General features: G+C 44.3%; 22 protein-coding genes and 1 tRNA gene. 2 read left to right on the forward strand and 21 right to left on the reverse strand.

All coding sequences use genetic code 11. The features are described from left to right. Window positions 1–87: 87 nt before the first annotated feature. The 8 genes from OCV67_RS09490 to OCV67_RS09525 form a co-directional block, all read right to left on the reverse strand. Window positions 88–555: a TspO/MBR family protein gene (locus tag OCV67_RS09490; protein ID WP_147643750.1), complete on the reverse strand. Its 468-nt coding sequence runs from the start codon at window positions 553–555 to the stop codon at window positions 88–90. Window positions 556–625: 70 nt separating this feature from the next. Beyond that, the gene (locus tag OCV67_RS09495; RefSeq protein WP_147643751.1) at window positions 626–2,452 is read right to left on the reverse strand and encodes a VirB4 family type IV secretion system protein; all 1,827 of its coding nucleotides are present in this window, start codon (window positions 2,450–2,452) and stop codon (window positions 626–628) included. Beyond that, window positions 2,445–3,014, reverse strand: coding sequence for a hypothetical protein (locus OCV67_RS09500; protein WP_147643752.1), 570 nt, complete (start codon window positions 3,012–3,014; stop codon window positions 2,445–2,447). Before OCV67_RS09500 ends, OCV67_RS09495 begins: the two co-directional genes overlap by 8 nt. A gap of 3 nt (window positions 3,015–3,017) precedes the next feature. Then, window positions 3,018–3,278 carry a hypothetical protein gene (locus tag OCV67_RS09505; RefSeq protein WP_147643753.1) on the reverse strand — a complete coding sequence of 87 codons (261 nt, stop codon included), beginning with the start codon at window positions 3,276–3,278 and terminating at the stop codon, window positions 3,018–3,020. 11 nt (window positions 3,279–3,289) lie between these two features. Beyond that, window positions 3,290–4,195, reverse strand: coding sequence for a conjugal transfer protein TrbL family protein (locus tag OCV67_RS09510; RefSeq protein WP_147643754.1), 906 nt, complete (start codon window positions 4,193–4,195; stop codon window positions 3,290–3,292). Next, on the reverse strand, window positions 4,188–4,358 hold the full coding sequence (locus OCV67_RS09515; protein ID WP_178085080.1) for a hypothetical protein: 171 nt from the start codon (window positions 4,356–4,358) through the stop codon (window positions 4,188–4,190). The genes OCV67_RS09510 and OCV67_RS09515 overlap by 8 nt, the downstream gene beginning before the upstream one ends. Window positions 4,359–4,361: 3 nt before the next feature. Next, window positions 4,362–4,622, reverse strand: a complete 261-nt coding sequence (locus tag OCV67_RS09520) for a helix-turn-helix domain-containing protein (protein ID WP_262644495.1) — start codon at window positions 4,620–4,622, stop codon at window positions 4,362–4,364. Window positions 4,623–4,629: 7 nt separating this feature from the next. Next, a complete protein-coding gene (locus tag OCV67_RS09525) occupies window positions 4,630–6,408 on the reverse strand; it encodes a type IV secretory system conjugative DNA transfer family protein (RefSeq protein WP_147643755.1) in 1,779 nt (592 codons plus the stop codon). Between the two features lie 73 nt (window positions 6,409–6,481). Between OCV67_RS09525 and OCV67_RS09530 the strand changes: the two genes are divergently transcribed. Next, a complete protein-coding gene (locus tag OCV67_RS09530; protein WP_147643756.1) occupies window positions 6,482–6,823 on the forward strand; it encodes a phenylpyruvate tautomerase MIF-related protein in 342 nt (113 codons plus the stop codon). On the opposite strand, the gene OCV67_RS09535 is transcribed toward OCV67_RS09530, so the two are convergent. The 13 genes from OCV67_RS09535 to OCV67_RS09595 all read right to left on the reverse strand — a co-directional run bounded on the left by OCV67_RS09535 (window position 6,824) and on the right by OCV67_RS09595 (window position 19,936). Continuing rightward, window positions 6,824–8,233, reverse strand: coding sequence for a DUF3991 and toprim domain-containing protein (locus tag OCV67_RS09535; protein ID WP_147643757.1), 1,410 nt, complete (start codon window positions 8,231–8,233; stop codon window positions 6,824–6,826). A gap of 50 nt (window positions 8,234–8,283) precedes the next feature. After that, window positions 8,284–8,613, reverse strand: a complete 330-nt coding sequence (locus OCV67_RS09540; protein WP_147643758.1) for a DUF3852 domain-containing protein — start codon at window positions 8,611–8,613, stop codon at window positions 8,284–8,286. Between the two features lie 11 nt (window positions 8,614–8,624). Beyond that, window positions 8,625–9,386 carry a class B sortase gene (locus OCV67_RS09545; RefSeq protein WP_147643759.1) on the reverse strand — a complete coding sequence of 254 codons (762 nt, stop codon included), beginning with the start codon at window positions 9,384–9,386 and terminating at the stop codon, window positions 8,625–8,627. Further along, a complete protein-coding gene (locus OCV67_RS09550; protein ID WP_147643760.1) occupies window positions 9,376–13,710 on the reverse strand; it encodes an MSCRAMM family protein in 4,335 nt (1,444 codons plus the stop codon). The genes OCV67_RS09545 and OCV67_RS09550 overlap by 11 nt, the downstream gene beginning before the upstream one ends. 51 nt (window positions 13,711–13,761) lie before the next feature. After that, window positions 13,762–14,532 (reverse strand): transglutaminase-like domain-containing protein, encoded by a 771-nt coding sequence (locus tag OCV67_RS09555; RefSeq protein WP_178085081.1) that lies wholly within the window; start codon window positions 14,530–14,532, stop codon window positions 13,762–13,764. Window positions 14,533–14,664: 132 nt separating this feature from the next. Continuing rightward, window positions 14,665–14,907 (reverse strand): hypothetical protein, encoded by a 243-nt coding sequence (locus OCV67_RS09560; RefSeq protein ID WP_147643762.1) that lies wholly within the window; start codon window positions 14,905–14,907, stop codon window positions 14,665–14,667. Beyond that, window positions 14,904–15,728 (reverse strand): DNA adenine methylase, encoded by an 825-nt coding sequence (locus OCV67_RS09565; RefSeq protein ID WP_147643793.1) that lies wholly within the window; start codon window positions 15,726–15,728, stop codon window positions 14,904–14,906. Before OCV67_RS09565 ends, OCV67_RS09560 begins: the two co-directional genes overlap by 4 nt. 105 nt (window positions 15,729–15,833) lie before the next feature. Continuing rightward, window positions 15,834–16,010 (reverse strand): DUF3789 domain-containing protein, encoded by a 177-nt coding sequence (locus OCV67_RS09570; protein WP_262644496.1) that lies wholly within the window; start codon window positions 16,008–16,010, stop codon window positions 15,834–15,836. After that, the gene (locus OCV67_RS09575) at window positions 16,000–16,761 is read right to left on the reverse strand and encodes a phage antirepressor (protein ID WP_147643763.1); all 762 of its coding nucleotides are present in this window, start codon (window positions 16,759–16,761) and stop codon (window positions 16,000–16,002) included. The genes OCV67_RS09570 and OCV67_RS09575 overlap by 11 nt, the downstream gene beginning before the upstream one ends. Next, entirely contained in the window at window positions 16,745–18,049 is a 1,305-nt protein-coding gene (gene dcm / locus OCV67_RS09580) for a DNA (cytosine-5-)-methyltransferase (RefSeq protein WP_147643764.1), read from the reverse strand. Before dcm ends, OCV67_RS09575 begins: the two co-directional genes overlap by 17 nt. Before the next feature lie 62 nt (window positions 18,050–18,111). Next, on the reverse strand, window positions 18,112–18,405 hold the full coding sequence (locus tag OCV67_RS09585) for a DUF4314 domain-containing protein (RefSeq protein WP_147643765.1): 294 nt from the start codon (window positions 18,403–18,405) through the stop codon (window positions 18,112–18,114). Window positions 18,406–18,413: 8 nt separating this feature from the next. Further along, a complete protein-coding gene (locus OCV67_RS09590) occupies window positions 18,414–19,511 on the reverse strand; it encodes a DUF6329 domain-containing protein (protein WP_147643766.1) in 1,098 nt (365 codons plus the stop codon). A gap of 348 nt (window positions 19,512–19,859) precedes the next feature. Then, window positions 19,860–19,936: transfer RNA gene (locus OCV67_RS09595), tRNA-Arg, on the reverse strand. A 207-nt stretch (window positions 19,937–20,143) separates the two neighbouring features. On the opposite strand from OCV67_RS09595, the gene rpsL reads away from it, so the two are divergent. Then, the gene (rpsL, locus tag OCV67_RS09600) at window positions 20,144–20,560 is read left to right on the forward strand and encodes a 30S ribosomal protein S12 (protein WP_147643767.1); all 417 of its coding nucleotides are present in this window, start codon (window positions 20,144–20,146) and stop codon (window positions 20,558–20,560) included. The last annotated feature ends 45 nt before the right edge of the window (window positions 20,561–20,605 follow it).

Consider the following 20,605-nt stretch of genomic DNA (forward strand, 5'->3'; position numbering starts at 1 on the left):
CAACTGCTTCTCGCAATTGACTCCGAATTCTGTATTTTTTTCTTCTGCAAATTTTTTCCTCCCATAAAAAAGAGCCGCCGAAGCGACTCAATTCAATAATAATATACCGATATTAAGATACGAAGCAAATACTATCCACAGTAAATAAGGAATATTCAGGTAAGCGGCTGCCGGACGAATTCTGCGGAAAATAATAATCATTGCAATAATCAACGCCAGCAAAGTCAGAATCACCGCAACGGAAAGTCCGAACATTCTGAATCTGAAAAACACAATGCTCCACATAAAATTCACAAAGAGCTGCGTTCCATAAATAACAAGAGCCTTACATCTTTCTTTGGCATCCGAGGTATAAATCATAAATGCAGAAATTCCCATTAATGCGTACAAAATTGCCCACATTACGGGAAACAGCCAGCCCGGAGGCGATAGCGGAGGTTTTATCAGTTCCTTGTAAAATGAAAATGAATTTCCTGCCAGAAGTCCGGATAAGGCGCCGACCAATTCTGTTGCTACAATAAAAATCAGCAATTCAGTTACATTTTTCTTTTTCATGATTTGCCTCGTTTCTTTTCAATAATGGTATATTTTATGCAGTATTTTTCTGTTTATGATTTACTGTGCTTTATCTTCCGCCCGCCTTTCCAAATAATTTTTCCTTGTAAACCGGCGCATGAACCTCTAACAGATATCGCTCATTTCCGCAGCGATACAAGCAGGAACCGCGCTCCGGATATTTAATCAGCGAGAACTCCGACATCTCCAATTGCAAAGTATCGGTGTACGCCTTTGGCTCGATGTTTCCGGCATTGAACAGGAATTGGTGGGTTGGAATCGCAAACAGCGGTTTGGTAAATTCCCGTACCTCCGGAATCAGGAAGTCGTCCACATTCTGACTGGCGATCACCATCGCCGACTCCTTTTTGCGGACGCGCTTCATGGCGTTGCGGATGTACTCGATTGCGGTGAGATTGGTCAGAAATAAATAGGTTTCGTCAATTGCCGCAACGGTATTTCCAACGCCCAGAAGCTGATTGCTCATGTAGGACAAAATATTGAACAGCAGCGTATCTTTTAGCCGCTTGTTGGTATCCATCAGGCCTTTCACGCCGAAGCACAGAAACTGTGAATCCTTAATATTGGTATGCCCGTTAAAATATTTTGACTCCGCGCCCTTGCACATGGAGTGCAGTCCAAGACAGATATTCTGCAAGGTTTCCTCCGTGTACAGATGCTTTTTTTCGTGGTCGAAGATCATAAATTCCTTTTCAATCAGGTCGTACAAATCCTGCATCACCGGATAATCCGTCGGTTTCAGCTTGTCAAAATCCGTCAGATCATCGATGTCAAATCGAGCGTACAGCTTCATCAACATAATTTCAATGGTGTCGATTTCGATGTCGGAAAAGTCCTTGTAGGCGCGGAAAAAATCCTTTAAATAGGAGATATGCTGCGACAGCCTTGTAACTTTCCGAAACGGCTCCGGTGAGGTATCATCCTTTTCTGCTTCGCCAAAACTTTTCGGTTCCAGTGGATTGATCATATATTCACCGGACATGAAATCCAGATAAGTGCCGCCAAGATTGTTCGTCAGATCAGCATATTCCTGTTCTGCGTCCAGAACAATCACGCTCTTTCCGGATTCACGCAGATTCGTCAGCAGAAGCTTCATAAGATAGCTTTTGCCCTGACCGCTGTTGCCTAAAATCAGCACATTAGCGTTGGTTTTGTCATCACTCCGCTTATCGAAATCCACCAGAATATTCGTGCCAAACTTGTCCCGACCGATGTAAAAGCCTTTTTCATCGGTCTTGCCGGAATAATTCAGCGGATAGAGATTCGCCACACTGGACGCCGGTAAGACTCGTTCATACAGACTTCCAAACGCATTGTATCCAAAGGGCAGCGCCGAGATCATGCCCTCTTTCTGTCGCAGAATCAGCCTATCCACCGTGATTTTAGAGCGCGTTAACTCCATGAGTATATCCGATTGTAACTCCTTTAATTTGTCCTCGTCGGAGGCTTTCAATTCAATAAACACAGCCGTGTGCAGCAGCGGTTCTTTGTTTCGTCTCAGGTCTGCGATCAGCTGCACCACGTCCTGCAAATTGCTCTCCGCAGCCAGAGATTCCGTCACATCGTTTGTTGTGGACATCAGCTTGTTCCGGCGCGTGGCGTGCTGAATAATCTGCCGCTGCTCGGCGCTGTCCACAAAGCGGTTGTAAATACGGAGCGTCACAGAATTCCTGTCCGCAAGGTGCGCCAGAATCGCTTGTTCCTCGGTTGTGGTTGACCATTCCCGAACTGCCCACACGCATTTGTAACTGTTACTGCAAATAAAATGATCCGTAAAAAACCGCACTGTGCTTGGCACAATACGGTCGAAAAATTCCTGAACCCGGATTTCTTCCGCCTGTTGGGGCGTAAGGATTTTTTGTTTTCTCTTAAACATTTTCAATAACCTCCAAGTAATTTTCTCCCTCCACATCGGGGAGTTCTTCTCCGTGCATGGACGCTTCAAAATAAATTGCCAGCATCCGCTTGACGTCCGCTTTTTCCATGCGACGCACATCAAATCCATGCTCCGAAATCGCTTTGGAAACACGATTGATCTGCTGAAAAATCTGTTCATCCTTTTTGTCCTTGAAACGAATACAGAACAGAAACTGCCTTGCCGTAGACATCTCCACTTGGATATCATCCAGAAACGCCGCATCCTGTTTCAGCAGTTTCCGAATATGCGGATTTTCCTCAGATTTCAAGCGATTCTTGATATGAACCTTGTTGCCATCGAAGCATTCACAGCTGTCCAGACAAATGATTTCCAGTTCCGGAATCATACTTAACAGCATCATCAGGTGATGAATTTTTACATCGATATTTTCCGCTGACAGCACCGAAATGTTGGTGGGCAGTACGCTGAAAAAAGCAAGTCCAACTTTGTCCGTCTGCAAGCCGTATTTGCCGAATGTCCGCAGTCCAAATAGGTTCTGCGCTGATTTTTTGTTCTTCATGAGTTACCTCCAAAAATATGTTTGCTGTGCGGTCACGAAAAACCGGAACGCACAGACAATGTAATCGACTACCGTCGTTTCCTCAAACCGAATGCTCAAAAACGCAAACACCGCCGTGATGGCAAAGGGCAGAAACGTCCATAGCTGCGTTAAAATCACCACCGACAAAATCAGTCCGAGGCAGATGAGCAGAAAGTCACGGATGCTCCAGAACCACAGTCTGGAGGCAGCTTTTAAATTTTGCGGATAAATATATGTTTTCATAAAACACTCCTTTACGCCAGCTTTTTCGCCACAAACTGTCCTGCACGAACAGCCGTATTTACTGTGCTTGTCACACTCATCATGTTTACTCTCACGCTGGTATCCAGCCCGAACTGCTGAGCAATTCTCGGCACTTCATTCGCCGCAAGCATAATTCCAAGTCCCAGCAGCATATTGGTCTGCCATGTCAGCAGTCCCAGAAACATCAGCGAGGTTTGCAAAAACGCCGTCAGACATAGGGCAAAAATTTGCTTGCACCAGCCGTTGAAACCGTCTGAAAATCCTCTCGGAATGGAGAACATATACAGACTTCCCACGGCGATCTGACACAATAAAATACCTCCTCGTTTGATGTTTGCAAAGAACAATTTCACAACGCAGTACGCAAGCATAATAATGGTCAGCAGCCCTAATAGTCCGGAATATCCGCCCATACCTTTCAGCACAATTTCAGCAGTCGCTCCCAGATCGCTGCGGTTTGCCCCGACAAATGAACCTATCAGATCTCCTGAAAATGTGGTCTGCAAAGTAATGCAGAACTTGTACAATGCCACTGGAATCTTCGTGAACAAACTGACCGCCATGAAGCCTTTCAGCACGTTCAGACAGGTACTCTGAATGTTTGCCCGTCCGGTCTGGTACTCGATTGCCGTGTCGAACACCGCAACCGCCAATCCTGCGGCAAACAGTGTCCAGCCGAACAGCGAGAATAGCTGCAAAAATGCATCCACCCATGCAAGGTCAAAAATATCCGATCCCATGCCGTTTATCATGGCGAAAAACTCCGCGATTGCGCCGTATACCGTGTTAAAAATCCATTCCAGCATGATATCCCAGACCGCTTCGGAAATCGCTTCGCCGGCGCTTGAAAGCTTGTCGCCGACCCAATCCAGAGCGTCGCCGATCCAGTCAAACATCTCCATCACTCCATTCTCTCATTTTTTCTTCTGCCGACAATAACCGTTTCAGATTCGCATACTGCCGGTTGGAACGGCAGTAAAAACAGCGGCATTTCCGCTTCATTCTGAGGAAATACCGCTTAGTTATACGATATCGGCTGCATTTATTTTCTTTACTCATTACTCACTTCTCCTTTAATTTATACAGCGTGGAGCTTCGTCCGCCGCTTGTCCGGAAACGCTTTTCACGGGTAATCAATCCGGCGGTTTCCAGATCGTTTAACGCCCGGAATACCGTGGATTTCGACAGATGCAGATCCTCTGCAATCATTCTGACTGACGGAAAACACTCCTTGTTTTTGTTGGCACGATTGGACAGATACATATAGACTGCCACCGCCCTGTGGGGCAGTCCGTACTCGTAAATTTCTCTTGAAAAACGCAAAGCAATATCATCCTCCCGTCCTTGGAATTTTTCTTCTTTTATGAGGTTCTTCCTCAGAATCCTCATCATCTTCCGGAATCTCTTTTTTCTGCTGCGGATACTGGATTTCCACCTCACGCATCAGGGCATCCTTGCCTGTGTAGGAAACCGCCCTTGCGCCTTTGTCCTCCAAAATGTACGGTTCTTCAAAGGAAATGCCCCACTTAAAATACAGCTTTAAAGGCGAAATCATGGGATGCGCGCCTGTTTTCATGACAATAAATTGTCCCTTGGGCATAGATTTCAGTTCGTCCACTGTGAGAAGCGGTCTGCCGATCATCTGGAGCGACTGGGACTTATCCTTGCCATGGGACACACTGCCCGACAGAACCGTCTGCTCTCCCAGCGCTTTGGACAACACTTCCGCACTCTGACTATTTGGCGCAAAACCGCCGAATATGGTCAATTGCGTGTTATCCGTGATTATCTCCTGACCTTCTTTGCCGTAGTTTTTGTTCAGCTGCGCAAAAGATTGAATGATCGCTACAATGCTGATTCTTCTGGAACGGCTTGCGGAAAACATCGCTTCTGCGCCCTCGATTTTTGGAAAAGTTCCAAACTCATCGGCATAGAACATGACACGATTATCCAGTTTACCGCCGTTCTCATCAGCGATGACAAGAATTTCTCTGTACAGCTGCTGAATAATCAGCGATACCATGAAATATTTTGACTGATCTTCTTCGGGCAACACAATAAAGATTGCCGACTTTTCTCTGCAGAATTTTTCTGCGTCCAGCGCCGTTCCGAAGCACAGAATCTGCTCCATTTCTGAGTCGATAAAGCTGTTCAGACGTGACAACGCCGTCGACATAACCGACATCATCGCCTGATCCGCAGAGTACAGCGCAGACCCGGCAAGCCACTTCGCTTTATGCTCATCTGGCAACCGTTCCATCAGGGATTTGAAGCCGCTTTTCTGCTGCACAGTTTTGCCGGACTTTTTGGCCTTTTCCGGTTCCAGCAAATCCTGAATCAGTTTGAAAACCGACACAATATGCCGTTCGTTTTTCTCTCCGAACTCCGCCAACAGCAGAATCAATGAAGCCAGCAGACCCTCCGCCGCATCGTAGAAAAAAGCGTTTGCGCCGTAAGCCGCCGCATCTCCACCGCCGATGCTGATGATGGTTTTTGCCGTGATTTTGGCGTATTTCTCCGCTTTTGCTTTTGCGGAAAGATTGGTTTTGTCGGACAGATAAATGTCCATATATTTATTAACAAGATGCAGGATATTGTTTTCGTCTGAGCGAGTTGGATTTCTTAAATCCAATACGGAAACGTTGTAGCCGTAGTATTTTTGAGCAATCCTGCCGTAGTTCCGAAAAACATCTCCTTTGCAGTCTGTATTGAGAAAGCTCATGCCGCTTGCAAGAGCCAGTTCGATATTCGGATACAAGAAGTATGCGGTTTTGCCTATTCCGGCTGCGCCTACCATCAGCGTGTGTACATCACCCTCGTCCACAAGCGCAACCGTCCGTTTTCCGTGGGTTTTACAGCCGACTATCGTACCTTGAACGGAGGGAAGATTCCTGCCTTGCCGCCAGTTTTCCACGTCAAAAGGTACTTGGGTATATGTGTGTTTCACCTCCGCTTTTGTGGCAAATCTGGCAACGCCGTGCTGGCCCTGTCCCACAGTTTTCCGCTTGATTCCATTGAGCGAATAATTATTGGAGCAGTATGCCAGTATCATAAGTAAAAGAAAAATGACCGACATCGCAATGATGCCGATCAGCTGGGTTTGTGTCATTTTTCACCCTCCATATTGAATTTTATCCCTGTCTGTGATATACTGAATATATCAAATTACAGGAGGTATTACTATGCCGTTTATTAATGTAAAGACTAACGCCGCAGTCCCTGATGAAAAGGAAACTGCAATCAAATCCGCTTTGGGACAGGCAATCACTGCGATCCCAGGAAAATCCGAAAGCTGGCTCATGGTAGGCATTGAACCTGAACACATTCTTTACTTCAAAGGAGACAACGCTCCTGCCGCTATGGTTGAGGTAAGCGTTTTCGGTCATGCCGATTCTTCAGCCTATGAAAAACTAACAGACAGCGTCTGCACAATTTTAAATAAACAGCTTTCAATCGACCCGTCCAGAATATATGTCAAATACTCCGAAACCCCGAATTGGGGATGGAACGGCTCAAATTTCTGATTATCCGTAATCCAAACGGAGCGCCTCAGATGGTTCATCCAACTGAGGCGTTTCCTCCTGCGCCAACTGCGGTGCAGACAATTGCTGTTCCACCTCACATTTCACAGCGCAGTCCGCAAGCTGATACAGCTGCTTTGCCGTATGAATAATCTGTTCCTTTGTACGTGACTGCGTATGCCGCAAATCACGCATTACAGACTGATAAGCGGATTTTAAATCGTCCTGTTTTGCACACAGTTTTCCCTTATCCGTATACGCTCTGTACTCGTCCGACAGCTTTGATTTCAGCTTTTCAAACATCACATTTTCAGAGCTTCTGCCAATAAAAAATGCAGAAGCGGCTAATGAATATTCCGCCAGATACATGTATTGTCCATTTCTGAATGTTTTCGAAAGTCTGTCTATTAATCGGTCGGGATTGCATTTAAAATGCTGTAAATCCGAAACAGTTTCATAATACATTTCTTTTCTTTTGTGAGGAACAGACGGCAGAAAGTCTGCGCCGTTAAGCTGTTTTAAATCTTCATTCCAATCTTTATTAGTGGGCAGAATCCGCTTAATATCGGCATATCCGCTTTCTTTCAAAATGTCACTAAGCCTGTCCGCAGCGTCGATTCCGCCCACATCATTGTCGGTGCAGATTACAATTTCAGACAGATTTGAATGTCCTTTTAATGCTGTTAAAACAGCGTTTTCATACACGCCGTTCATGGCAATGTAGCTGTGCTTCTGCCAGCTTTCAGGATGCAATGTCAGGTAACTAAGCATATCAATCGGAGCTTCAAACACAAACAGCTTTTCCGACTCGCCAAAGTGAGCAAAGCTGTACTTTGTATCCGAACCCTCGCATGTGATGCGGAACGGTTTCCCGAAAGAATTTGTCGACCGCTTATGCGCCTGACGGGGAACGCCGTTTTCATCCACGCCCACAAACACTGCGTTGTGGTGTTTCGCATCCTCGTAAATCAGCCGCTTTTTCGCAAAATGCGTGATGATTTCCGGCGAAATAAAACGCTGTTTGATGAGGTAGGCATATACTCTGTGCATGTCCGAATTCGCTTTTGGCAAACGGAATTCCTTTGACTTTTTATCCGGCACAGCCGCTTTCGGCGGACTGTGGGCAATCGGGGTAACGCTTCTTCCCAGCAGCTCGTTCATTGCGGTCTGAAAATCCATGCCGTAAAAATACCGCATGAATTGGATTGCACCGCCTCCAACCTGATTCTTGTGATCAAACCATGTCGAGCCACGGAGCGTTATGCTGTCGTGTTTACCGCTGCCGTCATGATAAATCAGTTTGTACTCCCGTCCGGCTTTCTCTAATTTCTCGCCTCTCATGCGGAGAAATTCAGCCAGATCTACGCCGTTTGCAAGCCGCTTTTCTTCCTCTGTGTATGGAATGTAGGGCAACCGAAAAACCTCCTGTCACACGAAATATTTTTTCTTTTCAAAAGTGCGGATCACATACCGACGATCGACCAGAGGTACAACGGCGCTGTCAACGTAAAAATCAGACAACCGAATAAAATCGCCGGCGCAGTCCATTCGATCTGTCCATGCTTGCGGTAATCGGAGTAAAGCATACCCAATTTTGCAAACAGCAGAATCGCCAGTATTACGTCAATTACGGGGAATACAACATTGTTGACGATGGTTTTGATCTGGCTTTGTGCGGAGTTCCAAGTACTTTCCACTGCTCCCGCAACATCTCCGTCGGCAAATGCTGTCAGACTGCAAATCGAGGTCATAACAGCAATAGTGATTAATACAATAAATATTTTCTTTTTCATGCAAAAAACTCCTATATTTCAGTTAATTTTCCGGTGAGAACAGTCCTTGAGCTGCCCTCGGAACCGGTACAGGTGGACAGTGAAATAAACTTATCTTCATTGGAAAATTCTAAATTTCTCCAGATAAATGAGTCCGATCTCAGGTTGTCAAGCCACACATTTACATCACCTGTCACATCATAAAAGCTGTCGTAGTTTTCCAGCTGCGATACTGAGAAAAAGTCAATTTTGTACACAGCATTTTCCGTAGTCAGCCAGCCGTAATTGTGACTGTCAAAATATCCACTGTCGATAAATTTCATCACGTCCGCAAACATACTCCCGTCGCTCATGTTGTGACCGTACAGAATGTTGATTTTGCCCGTGAAATCTGCATTACAGCGGAAATCCAAAAAGATTGAACCCACCCTCAGATAGCTGCCGTCAACGGCTCTGTGAAGATAAAATTCATTGTCGCCGGAATACATTACAGGATAGTTGATTTTCGTTTCGGGGACGTTGATCCAGCCGATAGAATTGTCAATACTATTGCACAATTCCTGAGTCTGTTCCTTTAGCTTTTCTTCCGCTTCAGACGGAATTTCAGCGATACTTTCTTCTTCCGGATCACTTTTTTCCTGCACTTCCAGAAGTGTAAAATCGGGCACATACGGATTGATTTTTTCTTCCTGAATTTTCACCTGAACATCGTCACGAAGCAGCAAAAATAATCCTCCAAAAAGGAGGGCGATCGCTAAAACGACCGCCGAAATTTTGATTATTTTATTCCTCATGTTTACCGCCTTTTTTCTTTCTGATGATAAACAAAACCGAGCCTATGGCAAGGGAAAAACCTATCATGATCCACGCTAAAAGATCGCTGCCGTTGTCGCCTGTATACGGAGTAGGCTGATGTGGAATCTTGGTATTTGTCATACTGCACTTAACGATCTCGCCGTTTTCCTTGATGGTAAACGGATAAGAATTTTCATCGAGAATATATCCATCGGGAGCGTCAAATTCACGGTAGAAATAATCGCCCACACGAAGCATATCGAATGTCATGATACCCTTGTCATCTGTCCTTCCCTGAATAACAACATTGCCGTCCTTGTCGAGAATTTCAATACCGCAATTCGGTATCAGCTGACCTGTAGAAATGTCAGTTTTTGTAATTTCCACAGAACCCCTTTTCGGCTTATTTATAAAACCTTTTCCATTTTCAGCATTTGAAATTTCAACGGTTTCACTGTCTTTTTCAATACTGAACGGATACACATTTTCATCAAGAATAAAGCCATCGGGAGCGATTGTTTCCTTTAAGAAGTACTGTCCGTATTCCAGATTTTCAAGGACATAAACACCCTTTTCGGTTTCAGTCAAAACGCCGATTTTGTTCTCGTATTTTTCATCGGAATAGACTGTAAACTCAGCGCCGGAAAGCTTGTTATCCAGGTATTCCTCATCGATTTTTGTAATGGTAACGTTGCCTCTGATCTTCACATTTTCCGCTGTGATTTCAATGATTTCGCCGTCCTCGCAAACAGTTACGGGATAGCTTTCATCACTCAGAATATATCCTGTGGGTGCTTCGATTTCATGAACGATATAGCTGCCGACCGGAATCTCTGAAAACTCAAATTCACCCTTTGAATCTGACTCGGAAGTTACAATGGCATTATCTGCTGTAAATTCTTTGCAGTCCATTGCAAACAGTCCAAACAAAGCATTTTCAAGAGGTTCTTCGCTTTCATTTACCTTGAGTCCCTTGATCTTTCCACGCTTGAGATTATTCTCGAACTGTCCGCAGTCCACGTACACAGTAGTCATCTCCTGACCTTGATATTCGAAGCTTACAAGGTACTTTTCGCCGTTTAAAACATAGTGTTCGTCCGTTGCTATTTCCTGAACATAGTACTTCGCAAACGGTACTTTTTCAGCAATAACGGCCTTCATATTTTCGTCCAGAGAAACCTCTGCGATAAATCCGTTTTCGGGGATCGCATTGCCGTCTGCGGCTGTAATTTCTTCCGCCGCAAACAGTCCGAAACGTACATTTTTGTACTCGGAATTCATACCAATTCCAAAGGTTTCGTCCTGTTCCATAACCTTGGAAAGTGAAATTTCAAGCTTCTGATAGTCATTGACAAACGCCGTATTTACTGTATCTCTCACTGTTACCTCCTGTCCTGCGTAGGTTAGCTCAACAAGCTGCGGTTCGCCGTTTAAAACGTAACCGTAAGGCGCTGTAATTTCTTTAACTTCATACTTTCCAAGGTACAGCAAATCGGTTTCTGCATAGCCGTTTTCATTGGTTGCAAGCTCTGCGACAACATTGCCTGCATTGGCTCTTATCGTACCGTCAGCCGTTACAATATCCTCACTTGCTATGACCTGATACACCGCATTTGCAAGTCCGCTTTCCTCAAAAACAGGAGTATATGTTGTTTGTCCGCTTTCGTGGATCTCGCCGTTCTCATCAATATAAATTGCACTGCCAAGTGCAGTTACTGAACTGAATATATCGCCTGTTTTCTGAATGCTGATTTTACCCTTCTGAGGGGTATTTTTCTTCTCAACTTTAACGATGATCAGAGCATTTTCTTCCTCTGAGTTATCAGCGGAAATCGAGAACGCAACAGGCGTGCTGTCAAGAACATATCCGTAGGGAGCCTGCACCTCGACAAGAGAATATTCTCCGTAAGAAAGAACCTCGGGAGTGATCAGATAGCCCTCGTTGTTTGTGTAAAACACATCGATAGTTGTGGGAGTAGGATAGCTGAAAGTCATTGATATTTTCTGACCGTTTGAATCATAAATCTCAAAGCCTGCGCCCTCGTATGGAATTGTTTTTCCTGTTTCGGAGTCGACCTTTACCACCTTAACATAGCTTTCAAACTCTGCATTGTTGATGAGGTATCTGTAGGTCTGTCCGTTGTCGCTGATGTTGACATCGAAGTCTGACATAAACTCAGTTCCTTCCCAGCCCTTGGTCTGATGCACAGTGTAAACGCCGTAAGGAAGAAGTTTTGTTTCCGCAAAGCCGTTTTCATCACAGATAAGATAGTCTTTTTCGGAAGACTTTGCGTTTTCATAAGAACCTGATGATTTCAGATAAACCTGAAACTCAGCCCCTGCCTCAGGAGTTTCGATCTGAGTCGTACCGTCATCCGTATGCTTGATTATGCTGATTTTTCCCTTGATAACGTCCTCGGTGACGATCATAGAAATGGGATTGTGTTCGATCGTATAATTCTTAGCTTCTGCTCCAACCGGGTACACAGTTTCATCAAGGAGATATCCCTCTGACGGTGAGATTTCCTGAAGCGTATAATTACCGCAGACGTACTCCTTTGTTTTGAAATATCCGTCAGAATCAGTTGTGTAGGTGTCTGCCAATTTGCCGTCAAGATACAGTCCATAAACTGCTCCGGCAAGGGTAGCATTGCCCTGTGCGGAGACCATTTCTGCGTCCTGCTTTGTCACCTCAACGGTGAACTTTTTCAGAACGTTTTTGAAGGATATATTTACTGTTGCGTCCGCTGTCAGAGTTGCTGTCTGATCCGCAGGAACAACGTACTTTACGGGAACATTTTTCTCGCTGATAGTGTAAACGATTTTCTTGTTGCTGCTGTCATAAACAGGAATATCGCTGAGAATAGCAATGCCGTCAGAGCCTGTTTTTATGGTGTAGGTTTTACCGCCGCCCTTAATTTCAAAGGTACGGTCACCATTTTCACCGTCCTCCGACTGCTTGTTGATTTTAATAGAACCTTTTTTCAGATCATTGTCAAAATTCACATTTACTGTTAAATCGGCATTGCCGCTTGTCAGTGTAACATTCTTTGCTTTCGGCGTTTCATATCGTGTTGCCACATTGATTTCGGAAACTGTATAAGTCACAGCCTTACCGGTTTTCATGTCATAGACTTTGAGTCCCGAAAACTCCGCAACACCGCTGCTGTTGGTTTTCCTGGTATATGAACTGCCGTCAGAGCCGATAACCTTGAATTCGATATCCTTAACGATATCGTCCTCGGAGGTTTTGTTGACCTTGATTTTTCCAACTTGAAAATCTTCATAAACGGTCACAGTCTGATTGGCTTTCAGCTCATAAACCTTTGTTGAAAGCGCATAGCCCGTCGGTGCTTTAATTTCTTTCACATAATATGTTCCGCCGGGAAGCTTTATTGAGCCTGTGCCGTCAGCGCCAATCGTTATCTCGCCGACCTTTGTTTTGCACGCAGAATCGGAGTAAACTCCGTACTTGGCGGTACTGCCGTCAACAGGCGATTTACCGACGATCTGCGACGTTCCGTCGATACATTTTTTGATACTGAAGGTTATGTCACGGGAGGTAATTTTGTAGGCGACAAAGCTTGCAAATCTCGCCTTGCCGTCGGTGTTGTTGTTGATAACGCAGCCCTGAGAACCGTTGCACTCGATTCTCCAATGCTTGCCGCCGTCGCCGTTTCCGCTGCCAACATAAGGGGAAACAGCGTCACGGTTATATCCAAGTTTCACGAGGTAATCAAGAACAGCGTCTCTGCTGTCAAACTGCCCCATGTAAAACCACATATGACCGATTCCGTTATCCTTGGCAACGCCTGAAATTACGGCTCCGGGAATGAGATTTTCATTTTCGTAGTACTGATGACTGTCGGCGTCAAGCTTCTCATAAATCACTTCAATCGGAGCAGTTACGCCCTTGTAGGTCATGGTGCAGTTCTTGTAAGCAGAGCCGTCCGCATACTCCCAGTAATTTTGCGGAACGGGATTATTTGACGGGAATCCGGCGGTGCTTACGCCTAAATCTGTCAGGGTCGCATAAACAAGTCCGGAGCAGTCGAGACCCTTTCGGCGAACAGTTTCCATGGACTGTTTTGTAGGATTTGAGGACGAATACACGCCGTCGTAGCCCTTGCAGTCCCAGCCGTATGGAACTCCGAGGTACGTCGCTGCCTGTCTGATAACCTCGTCTCCTGAGAGCAGCGGTTCTTTGGCGGTTTCAGCGGCATTAGTTTTAAGGCCGCCGAGATTTGTTCCGATTAAAGTAAAGGCGCAGAGTCCTGCCATAAGACCTGCGCTGATTTTTTTCAGTATTCTATTTTTAAACATATTTACCTCCAAAAGAAAAAGACTCGCATTTGCGAGTCTCTCATAATTATTTTATTCATATCTCACGCTGCTGATGATGTCAGCAGATGCAATATATCTTTCATTTTCATCCACAATTTCTATGAAACCGCACATATTTTCCGTCAGGAAACATCCTGCCTGCGTGTCCAGAACATACCACACACCGTCGATTTTAACCACATTTGCAACATGTCCGTAAAGCTGATTTTCGGTCCATGCAAAGTAACATTCCAGACCGTATTCAAGGCACATTTCATAGGTCTGATATGCATACTGTACGCAAGTTCCGCTGCCGCTTGAGGTCATAAAATTGTACACTTCAAGCGCCTTTTCATAGTCGGATAAACCGCATTCGACGGCTGAAGATTCTTTTTCATATTCCTCCGGTTCTGTAGCTGTAGCCGACGTAATTTCGGGAATTTGCGATGGATCTGTTTGAACGGGAACATCAGATTTTTCAGTTGTATTTTCAATAATCAACTCAGAAAAATCATCATGATTTTCATCGTAAGCTTCAGCAGTCTCTGTAACCTCCTGCCGTTCGGAAATTTGCGGTTCTTCCGGGATTTTTTCTTTCTGCTGATTAATTACAGCAGTTGTTTGAGTGGTAGTTTCAGACTGATGTGCGAATGTTGTAATCTCAGCCGAAACTGTTGTAATTTCTGCTATTTTAGTCGTTGTAACTGATGTTATCTGCGTTGTCTGAAATGTGAATATTTCCGCTTTTTCCGGTGTGTTTTCAGATTCGCCGCAGGCTGACAGAAGTGCAGTCAGAATAAGGATAAGCATTGATTTTTTCATATTGATCAGCTCCTTCATATTTCTTGTTGACACCACAATACCATAAAATCAACGCAATATCCAGACTCTTTGCGGAAATTCTACCTTTTCAATATGGCGGAGGGCGGATTTTTAAGCAGAACCAATCAAGCATTAAATTTCACCGCCTTCACCATCGCAGTCGCCCTGAAAAACGCAGCTTTCACAGCCGTCTACGCTGTTGCATATCTCCATTAGCTCAACATCCGAAAGCTTACGGCGGATGGCTGTCAACACAACGCCATCCTCGTTTACTTCAAGTTCAACATTGACAGGAAGACCGTTTTCATCAAACAGTCCTCTGAAATTTGTCACGCCGTTTTTGGCAAGTATCTGTGAAAATATAACTTTTTTCATAAATAAAAATCTCCTTCATTAAAAAATGAGAGTTGGTTAATTGCACCAACTCTCTGTGTTGTATCGTAATTTGAAATCAGCAGTTCCGCATACCGACAGCCGCCGTCATATCGCTGTGCCAAGTTGTTAAGTCTGCTGATCTCCTCAATGTAAACTCCCGGATTGTCCCATAGATCACGTATTTCCGGACAGTCGTTGTAGGACACTAAAAATTTTCCTGAACACCCAAGCAATGTGTCCCTCAGTCTGATGTGGTCTTTTGTCTGAAATCCCACGTCTTTATAGTAGTTCTCTGTTGCAAAATACGGCGGATCGCAATAGAAAAAGCTCACCGGGCGGTCATACTGCCGTATCAGCTTTTCAAAGTCACGATTTTCAATAACCACTTTTTGCAGCCGTCTTGCCGCCATATCTATCTGCGGAAAATCCGACCAGATGGAATGAGGCTGACAAGCGAAGCTGTCCAGTCCCGAAGCGTAGCTATATCGAATCAGCTGATAAAACTTCACCGCTCTGTCAACATCTCTGAATCTGCTGAACAGCCCTCGTTTGTGCAAACCTGCAATCCAGTCAAAATCCTCACGGGAATTCAGGACATACCGCAGCTTGTATTTCAGCTTATTCGGCTTGTCCCTGACACAGCAGTACAGATTCACCAGATTGCTGTTGTAATCGTTGAACACCTCCATTTCTCCGCCTGGCGGCTTGTGAAATAATACCCAACCTGCGCCTCCGAAAACCTCGATATACCTCTCGTAATAGGTTGGAAACCTCGCAAGCACGGCGTCCCTGAGCGCCTTTTTGCCGCCCACCCATGACATAAAGCTGTTCATGTAACTCCTTTCTGCCGCTGCCAACAACAAAAAGAAAAAGCCGCTTTGCAAGCAACAGAAATTTTCTGCTGTTGGCAAAACGACCTATACCAATTATTTTATTCGACTGTTGTCTATTTTATTTTTTTCCAGATCTTCATCTGCTCTTTTTGCAGCACTGCACAGCGCCATTGTAAATACACCGACCGTACCGCCGAAGAGCAAACCAAGTATAAATCCAAGCATAATCTCACCACCATTCATATTATTGTCAGTTCGTTTAATCCTCATTCCCGAACTCCTTTTTCAGTCTGCCGATAATGTACGCCTGCCCCTTTCCTGTAACAAATGTCTGCTGATAGGTTTTGGTAAATGAATTAGTTTCAAAAACGGACTCCTTGACCGCAAAATATCTACGATCAATATACTTTTGATACGGCAGATTATCCGACATCAAAATCTCATTTTCCCGAAGCCAGCGGAACAGTCTGTTTCTTCCTATAGGAATATTTTCTTCCACGGCAAGCTTCGCCATTGCGTTCATGTCGATAAGATTATCGGTATTCGACACCTGATTTGCGAACTCAACTAACGGTTCATCGTGACGGATTCGCTCATTCAGTTTGTTGATAGCGGTCATCTGCAGACGGAAAAGATTTCGGTATGGTTCTTCAAGAAAGGGGAGGTAGTTTTCTATGAACATATCCTCGTTGGCGACGTAACCTCCTGTGCGCCTTATCGTTGGGAGTATCTTAGTTGTGATCCATTTACGAAAAGGCTTCGCCTGTGGTTTGTCACTTCTAAGAATTACATCATAAAGTCCGCTTTCGCTAACTGCCGTCATTTCTCGGCACTGTCCACCTGATGTCAGTTTAACTGACATCAGCTCATCGCTGTCCAGACGACCGGCAACCATTCTTGAATTGCTGATTTCAAGCGCTTTGCATACATCTGCAAGCACAAACCACGGTTCGCCGTTTTTTATCACCGTCCTGATTTGACCAAACTCTTCACTCTCAAAAATCTTAATCATATTTTCCATTATTTATTTCCTCATCAAATTTCAATAAATTTCTTGCAATGTCCTCAACAACAGGTACGCTCACTGCGTTTCCTGCCTGTTTATATAACTGTGCGTCGGACATTCCGATTGTCTGAACCTTATAAAACTGCTCATCTGTAAAGCCTTGCAATCGCCAAGCCTCAATGGGCATGAGACGTCTTATCCTGCCGTTATGAACTATGCCGTGCCTGTCCGTGACGGTTAGCGTAAACATCGGCTCGTTGGGTTCTTTGATACGTCTGCCGTTCTGCCAAGTTTTTTCCTTAAACGGATTGAGAATTGCTCTCGGGTCGGTGTCCCGACAGGACTCTTTCGCGCTATAATTTTCATGTGAATCATACAAAATATCGCGCATTTTTTCTCCGGTCGAGCCGTAAAGAATAGTTTCTGTAAAGGGTGGAAACGAAATGGGTCCAGCGTCACGCTGGTCCATTCTTGTATGAAGACATCTTGCGTTTTCCGTAATCTGCGGATTTTCGTTCAGATCGCAAAAAACAGCGGAGTGTTCACCTTTGTGGTTACTCACTCCGCTGTCCTGCCGTGCGGTTATGCATCTTGCTGTATCCGTTAAATTCGGAGGAGGGTTGCTGTCAATAAAGTAAAGACCTGTTTTACCGCCCATACCTCCCGAACCGCTGCATTGCGTTACCGCAAGTCCATCGGGAGCATAAACCCTCGAACCCTGACTTCCACCGATTATTTGTTCAGTTTTCCTGCTATTTTCGCTGTCGCTTCTGCCGAAAGCCAGTATTTTTCCGGAACAATTGATTCCAAGACATCCTGCAATATATACTCTCTTTCGGACTTGGGGAAGATAATCGGCGCTGTTATACACACGCCATTCCACGCAATACCCCAATTTGCAAAGCGTTTCAATGATTTTGGCAAAAGTTCTCCCCGAATCAATCCCCATGAGTCCGGGTACGTTCTCAAACAAAAAATAGCGAGGTCTTTTGCTTTCAAGAATTCGGGCAAGTTCAAAGAAAAGATCGCCTCGCTCGTCTGCAAAGCCTTTTCTTGCCCCGCATACCGAGAACGGCTGGCAGGGGAAACCTCCGGTAAGGAGATCAAAGTCCGCAAGCTCTCCGGCGTTAATATTTCTGATATTTTCATAAAATTGCTCATCTCCCGTGTCATACAGCGTTCTGTAGGCTTTCTGTGCGAACTTGTCGATTTCGCACCATGCCACAATTTTAAAACCTCCGACCCTTTCCAGAGCGGAACGGAAGCCTCCGATGCCCGAAAATGCGTCGAATACTCGTATCATCTGACCATCCCTTTCTTTTTGGATAATAAAAAAGCGGCTAAGTCCTTTTCAAAACTTAACCGCTACATTGTCATGTTCATTTCAAAATTTTCTGACAGCCCTTCAGTTTTTTCCATTTTCTCAGACAGATTTTCCTCCTGCTGAATTACATGAAATTTGTCCTCGCCGGGAATGAGAGAAAGGGAACGTCCGTTGTCCCATTTCATTAATAACTGACCGGCGTCATCAACTGCAATTACCGTTCCTTTTGTGCCTGATGGAATCGGCTGTGGATCGTTTTCCATGCTGTCAAGGCATATTCTTGTGCCTTTGGGGTATCTTTCTTTCATCATTTCAACTTTTCTTCTGTTGTACATAATTCACCTCACATCGTCATGCTCATACCGGGTTCTTCCGTGAGTTTCTCAACTTGAGACAATTCCATTTCTTCTCCTGTTTGCAGCGACCAGTCGTTGCTGTCGTTCCAGAAGCTGACATAGATCTCGCCGTAATCGGCGGTTTTGATCGGATACTGCTCCATGCCCTCAAAAAAGCCATCCGAACATTGACCGATCAGGTGACTGCGCAGATCTTCCAGTTCATTGTTTGTTAATTTCTCAGTAATCTGACATTCAAACACGCCCATGAGTTCACCGTTGATTTCCTTGACAGATGGAATTGCCGAGAAAACTTTTTCGCTGACTGCCGGATTATTGTCAAAATACACCATCAATCCACGATTTTCTTCTTCCGGTTCAGAGTAATCCTGAATGAAATCGTTGATTTCATCTGCACAGTCTACTGCATACTTTGAGGGAATTTCCTCCATCTCATCCATGACTTCTTCGTCAAACTCATAATCGGATTCGTCATACTCCCTGACGAGGCGCAGAGGACAATAAAACGTCAGCTCCTGAGTAGGCTTCACTTCAACTGTGATATCCGGCTGAAAGGGAACTTCGATGGACTGACTTTCCGCCATCTGAATGTCCTCTCGTTCACGAAGCATTGCTGTTACCGAATCACGCAGAACGGACTTTACATCCAAATCGGATTCTTCCAAAAGCTTGTCAAAAGTGAAGCTTGTTTCACCGTAGTGGGCAAGCTCTGCAATTTTATCAGCAATTTTTTTCAAGCTTTTATGCAATTTCTGTTCAGAAACCGTAAGCTCGCTGTTTTCAACCAATGCTCTTGCATTTGGTATGAATTGGGACTTTCGAGCGTATGACATACCCTCAGACTCAACCAGAATACCATCGCCGCTGTCATAGTCAAGAAATAGCAAACAATGGGCAACATCATTGCTGTCGATGTACATCAAATCACAATACTCGGCAATATATGGATTATCATTAAGAGCGTCATTTTTGAGCCTATTAAACGAATTTCCGTACAATGTGATTACTTTCTCCACACTGATTTCATATGTTTTGTAGCTGTTCACCTTATGATTAAGCGTGCTGTTAAATTTTAGTTTCTTCATCTTATTCCTCCGTAAATATTTTTTAAGCGGTATTTTCTGTTTCTTCTGTTTCACCTCCGTCTGGGCACAAAAAAAGACCGCTTTGTTTAGTATCACTGCTTCGTGATACCAGACAAAACGGTCTTGAAAAGTTTATATACTATTCTACATATGAAAAAAGGCATATCTAAGATTATTTTTCCCAAATTTGTCTCTGAATTCTGAAATATTAAAAAATCGCGGGTTCGAATCCTTCTTATTGGGTTCATTCATCCATGGTTTTTAACCTTGATTTTTCGCCGTCAGAGCAGCAAAAAAGCCCGTAGATACGGGCTTTGCGGACTATTCATCTTTTTTATGATTACAATATGGTGCGCCAGGAGGGACTCGAACCCCCGACCTACTGGTTCGTAGCCAGTCACTCTATCCAGCTGAGCTACTGGCGCATAACTTAAAGCTTTATTATTATATCACGTTATAATAAAAATGTCAAGAGAAATTTTCAAAAAAATGTAAAACTAATAAATATTTTTAAAAATAGGCGAAAAAAATAATAAAACTCTTGACAAATGAAAAAAATAGGAATATAATTAATGGGTATGCAAGTGTATTTTATACTTGCATTAAAGATTTTTTGGAAAAGGAGGAAGAATATGCCAACATTTAATCAATTGGTTCGTAAGGGAAGACAGGTTCTTGATGTTAAGTCAACAGCTCCGGCACTTCAGAAAGGTTATAATGCCAAGAAGAAGACAGCTATTGATCAGAGCTCACCTCAGAAGCGTGGTGTCTGCACAGCAGTTAGAACTTCAACACCTAAAAAGCCTAACTCAGCTATGAGAAAGATCGCCAGAGTAAAGCTTACAAATGGTCACGAAGTTACAGCTTATATTCCTGGTATCGGTCATAACCTTCAGGAACACAGCGTTGTTCTTATCAGAGGCGGACGTGTTAAGGATCTCCCAGGTGTACGTTACCATATCATCAGAGGCACACTTGATGCACAGGGCGTTGCTAACAGAATGCAGGCTCGTTCAAAGTACGGTGCAAAGAGACCAAAGGCAAAATAATTGAAATAGGATAACTGCCACAGGATTATATGTGGAGATTTAATA

Source organism: Porcipelethomonas ammoniilytica (genome assembly GCF_025567485.1).
In the GTDB taxonomy this organism is placed as follows: domain Bacteria; phylum Bacillota; class Clostridia; order Oscillospirales; family Ruminococcaceae; genus Porcipelethomonas; species Porcipelethomonas ammoniilytica.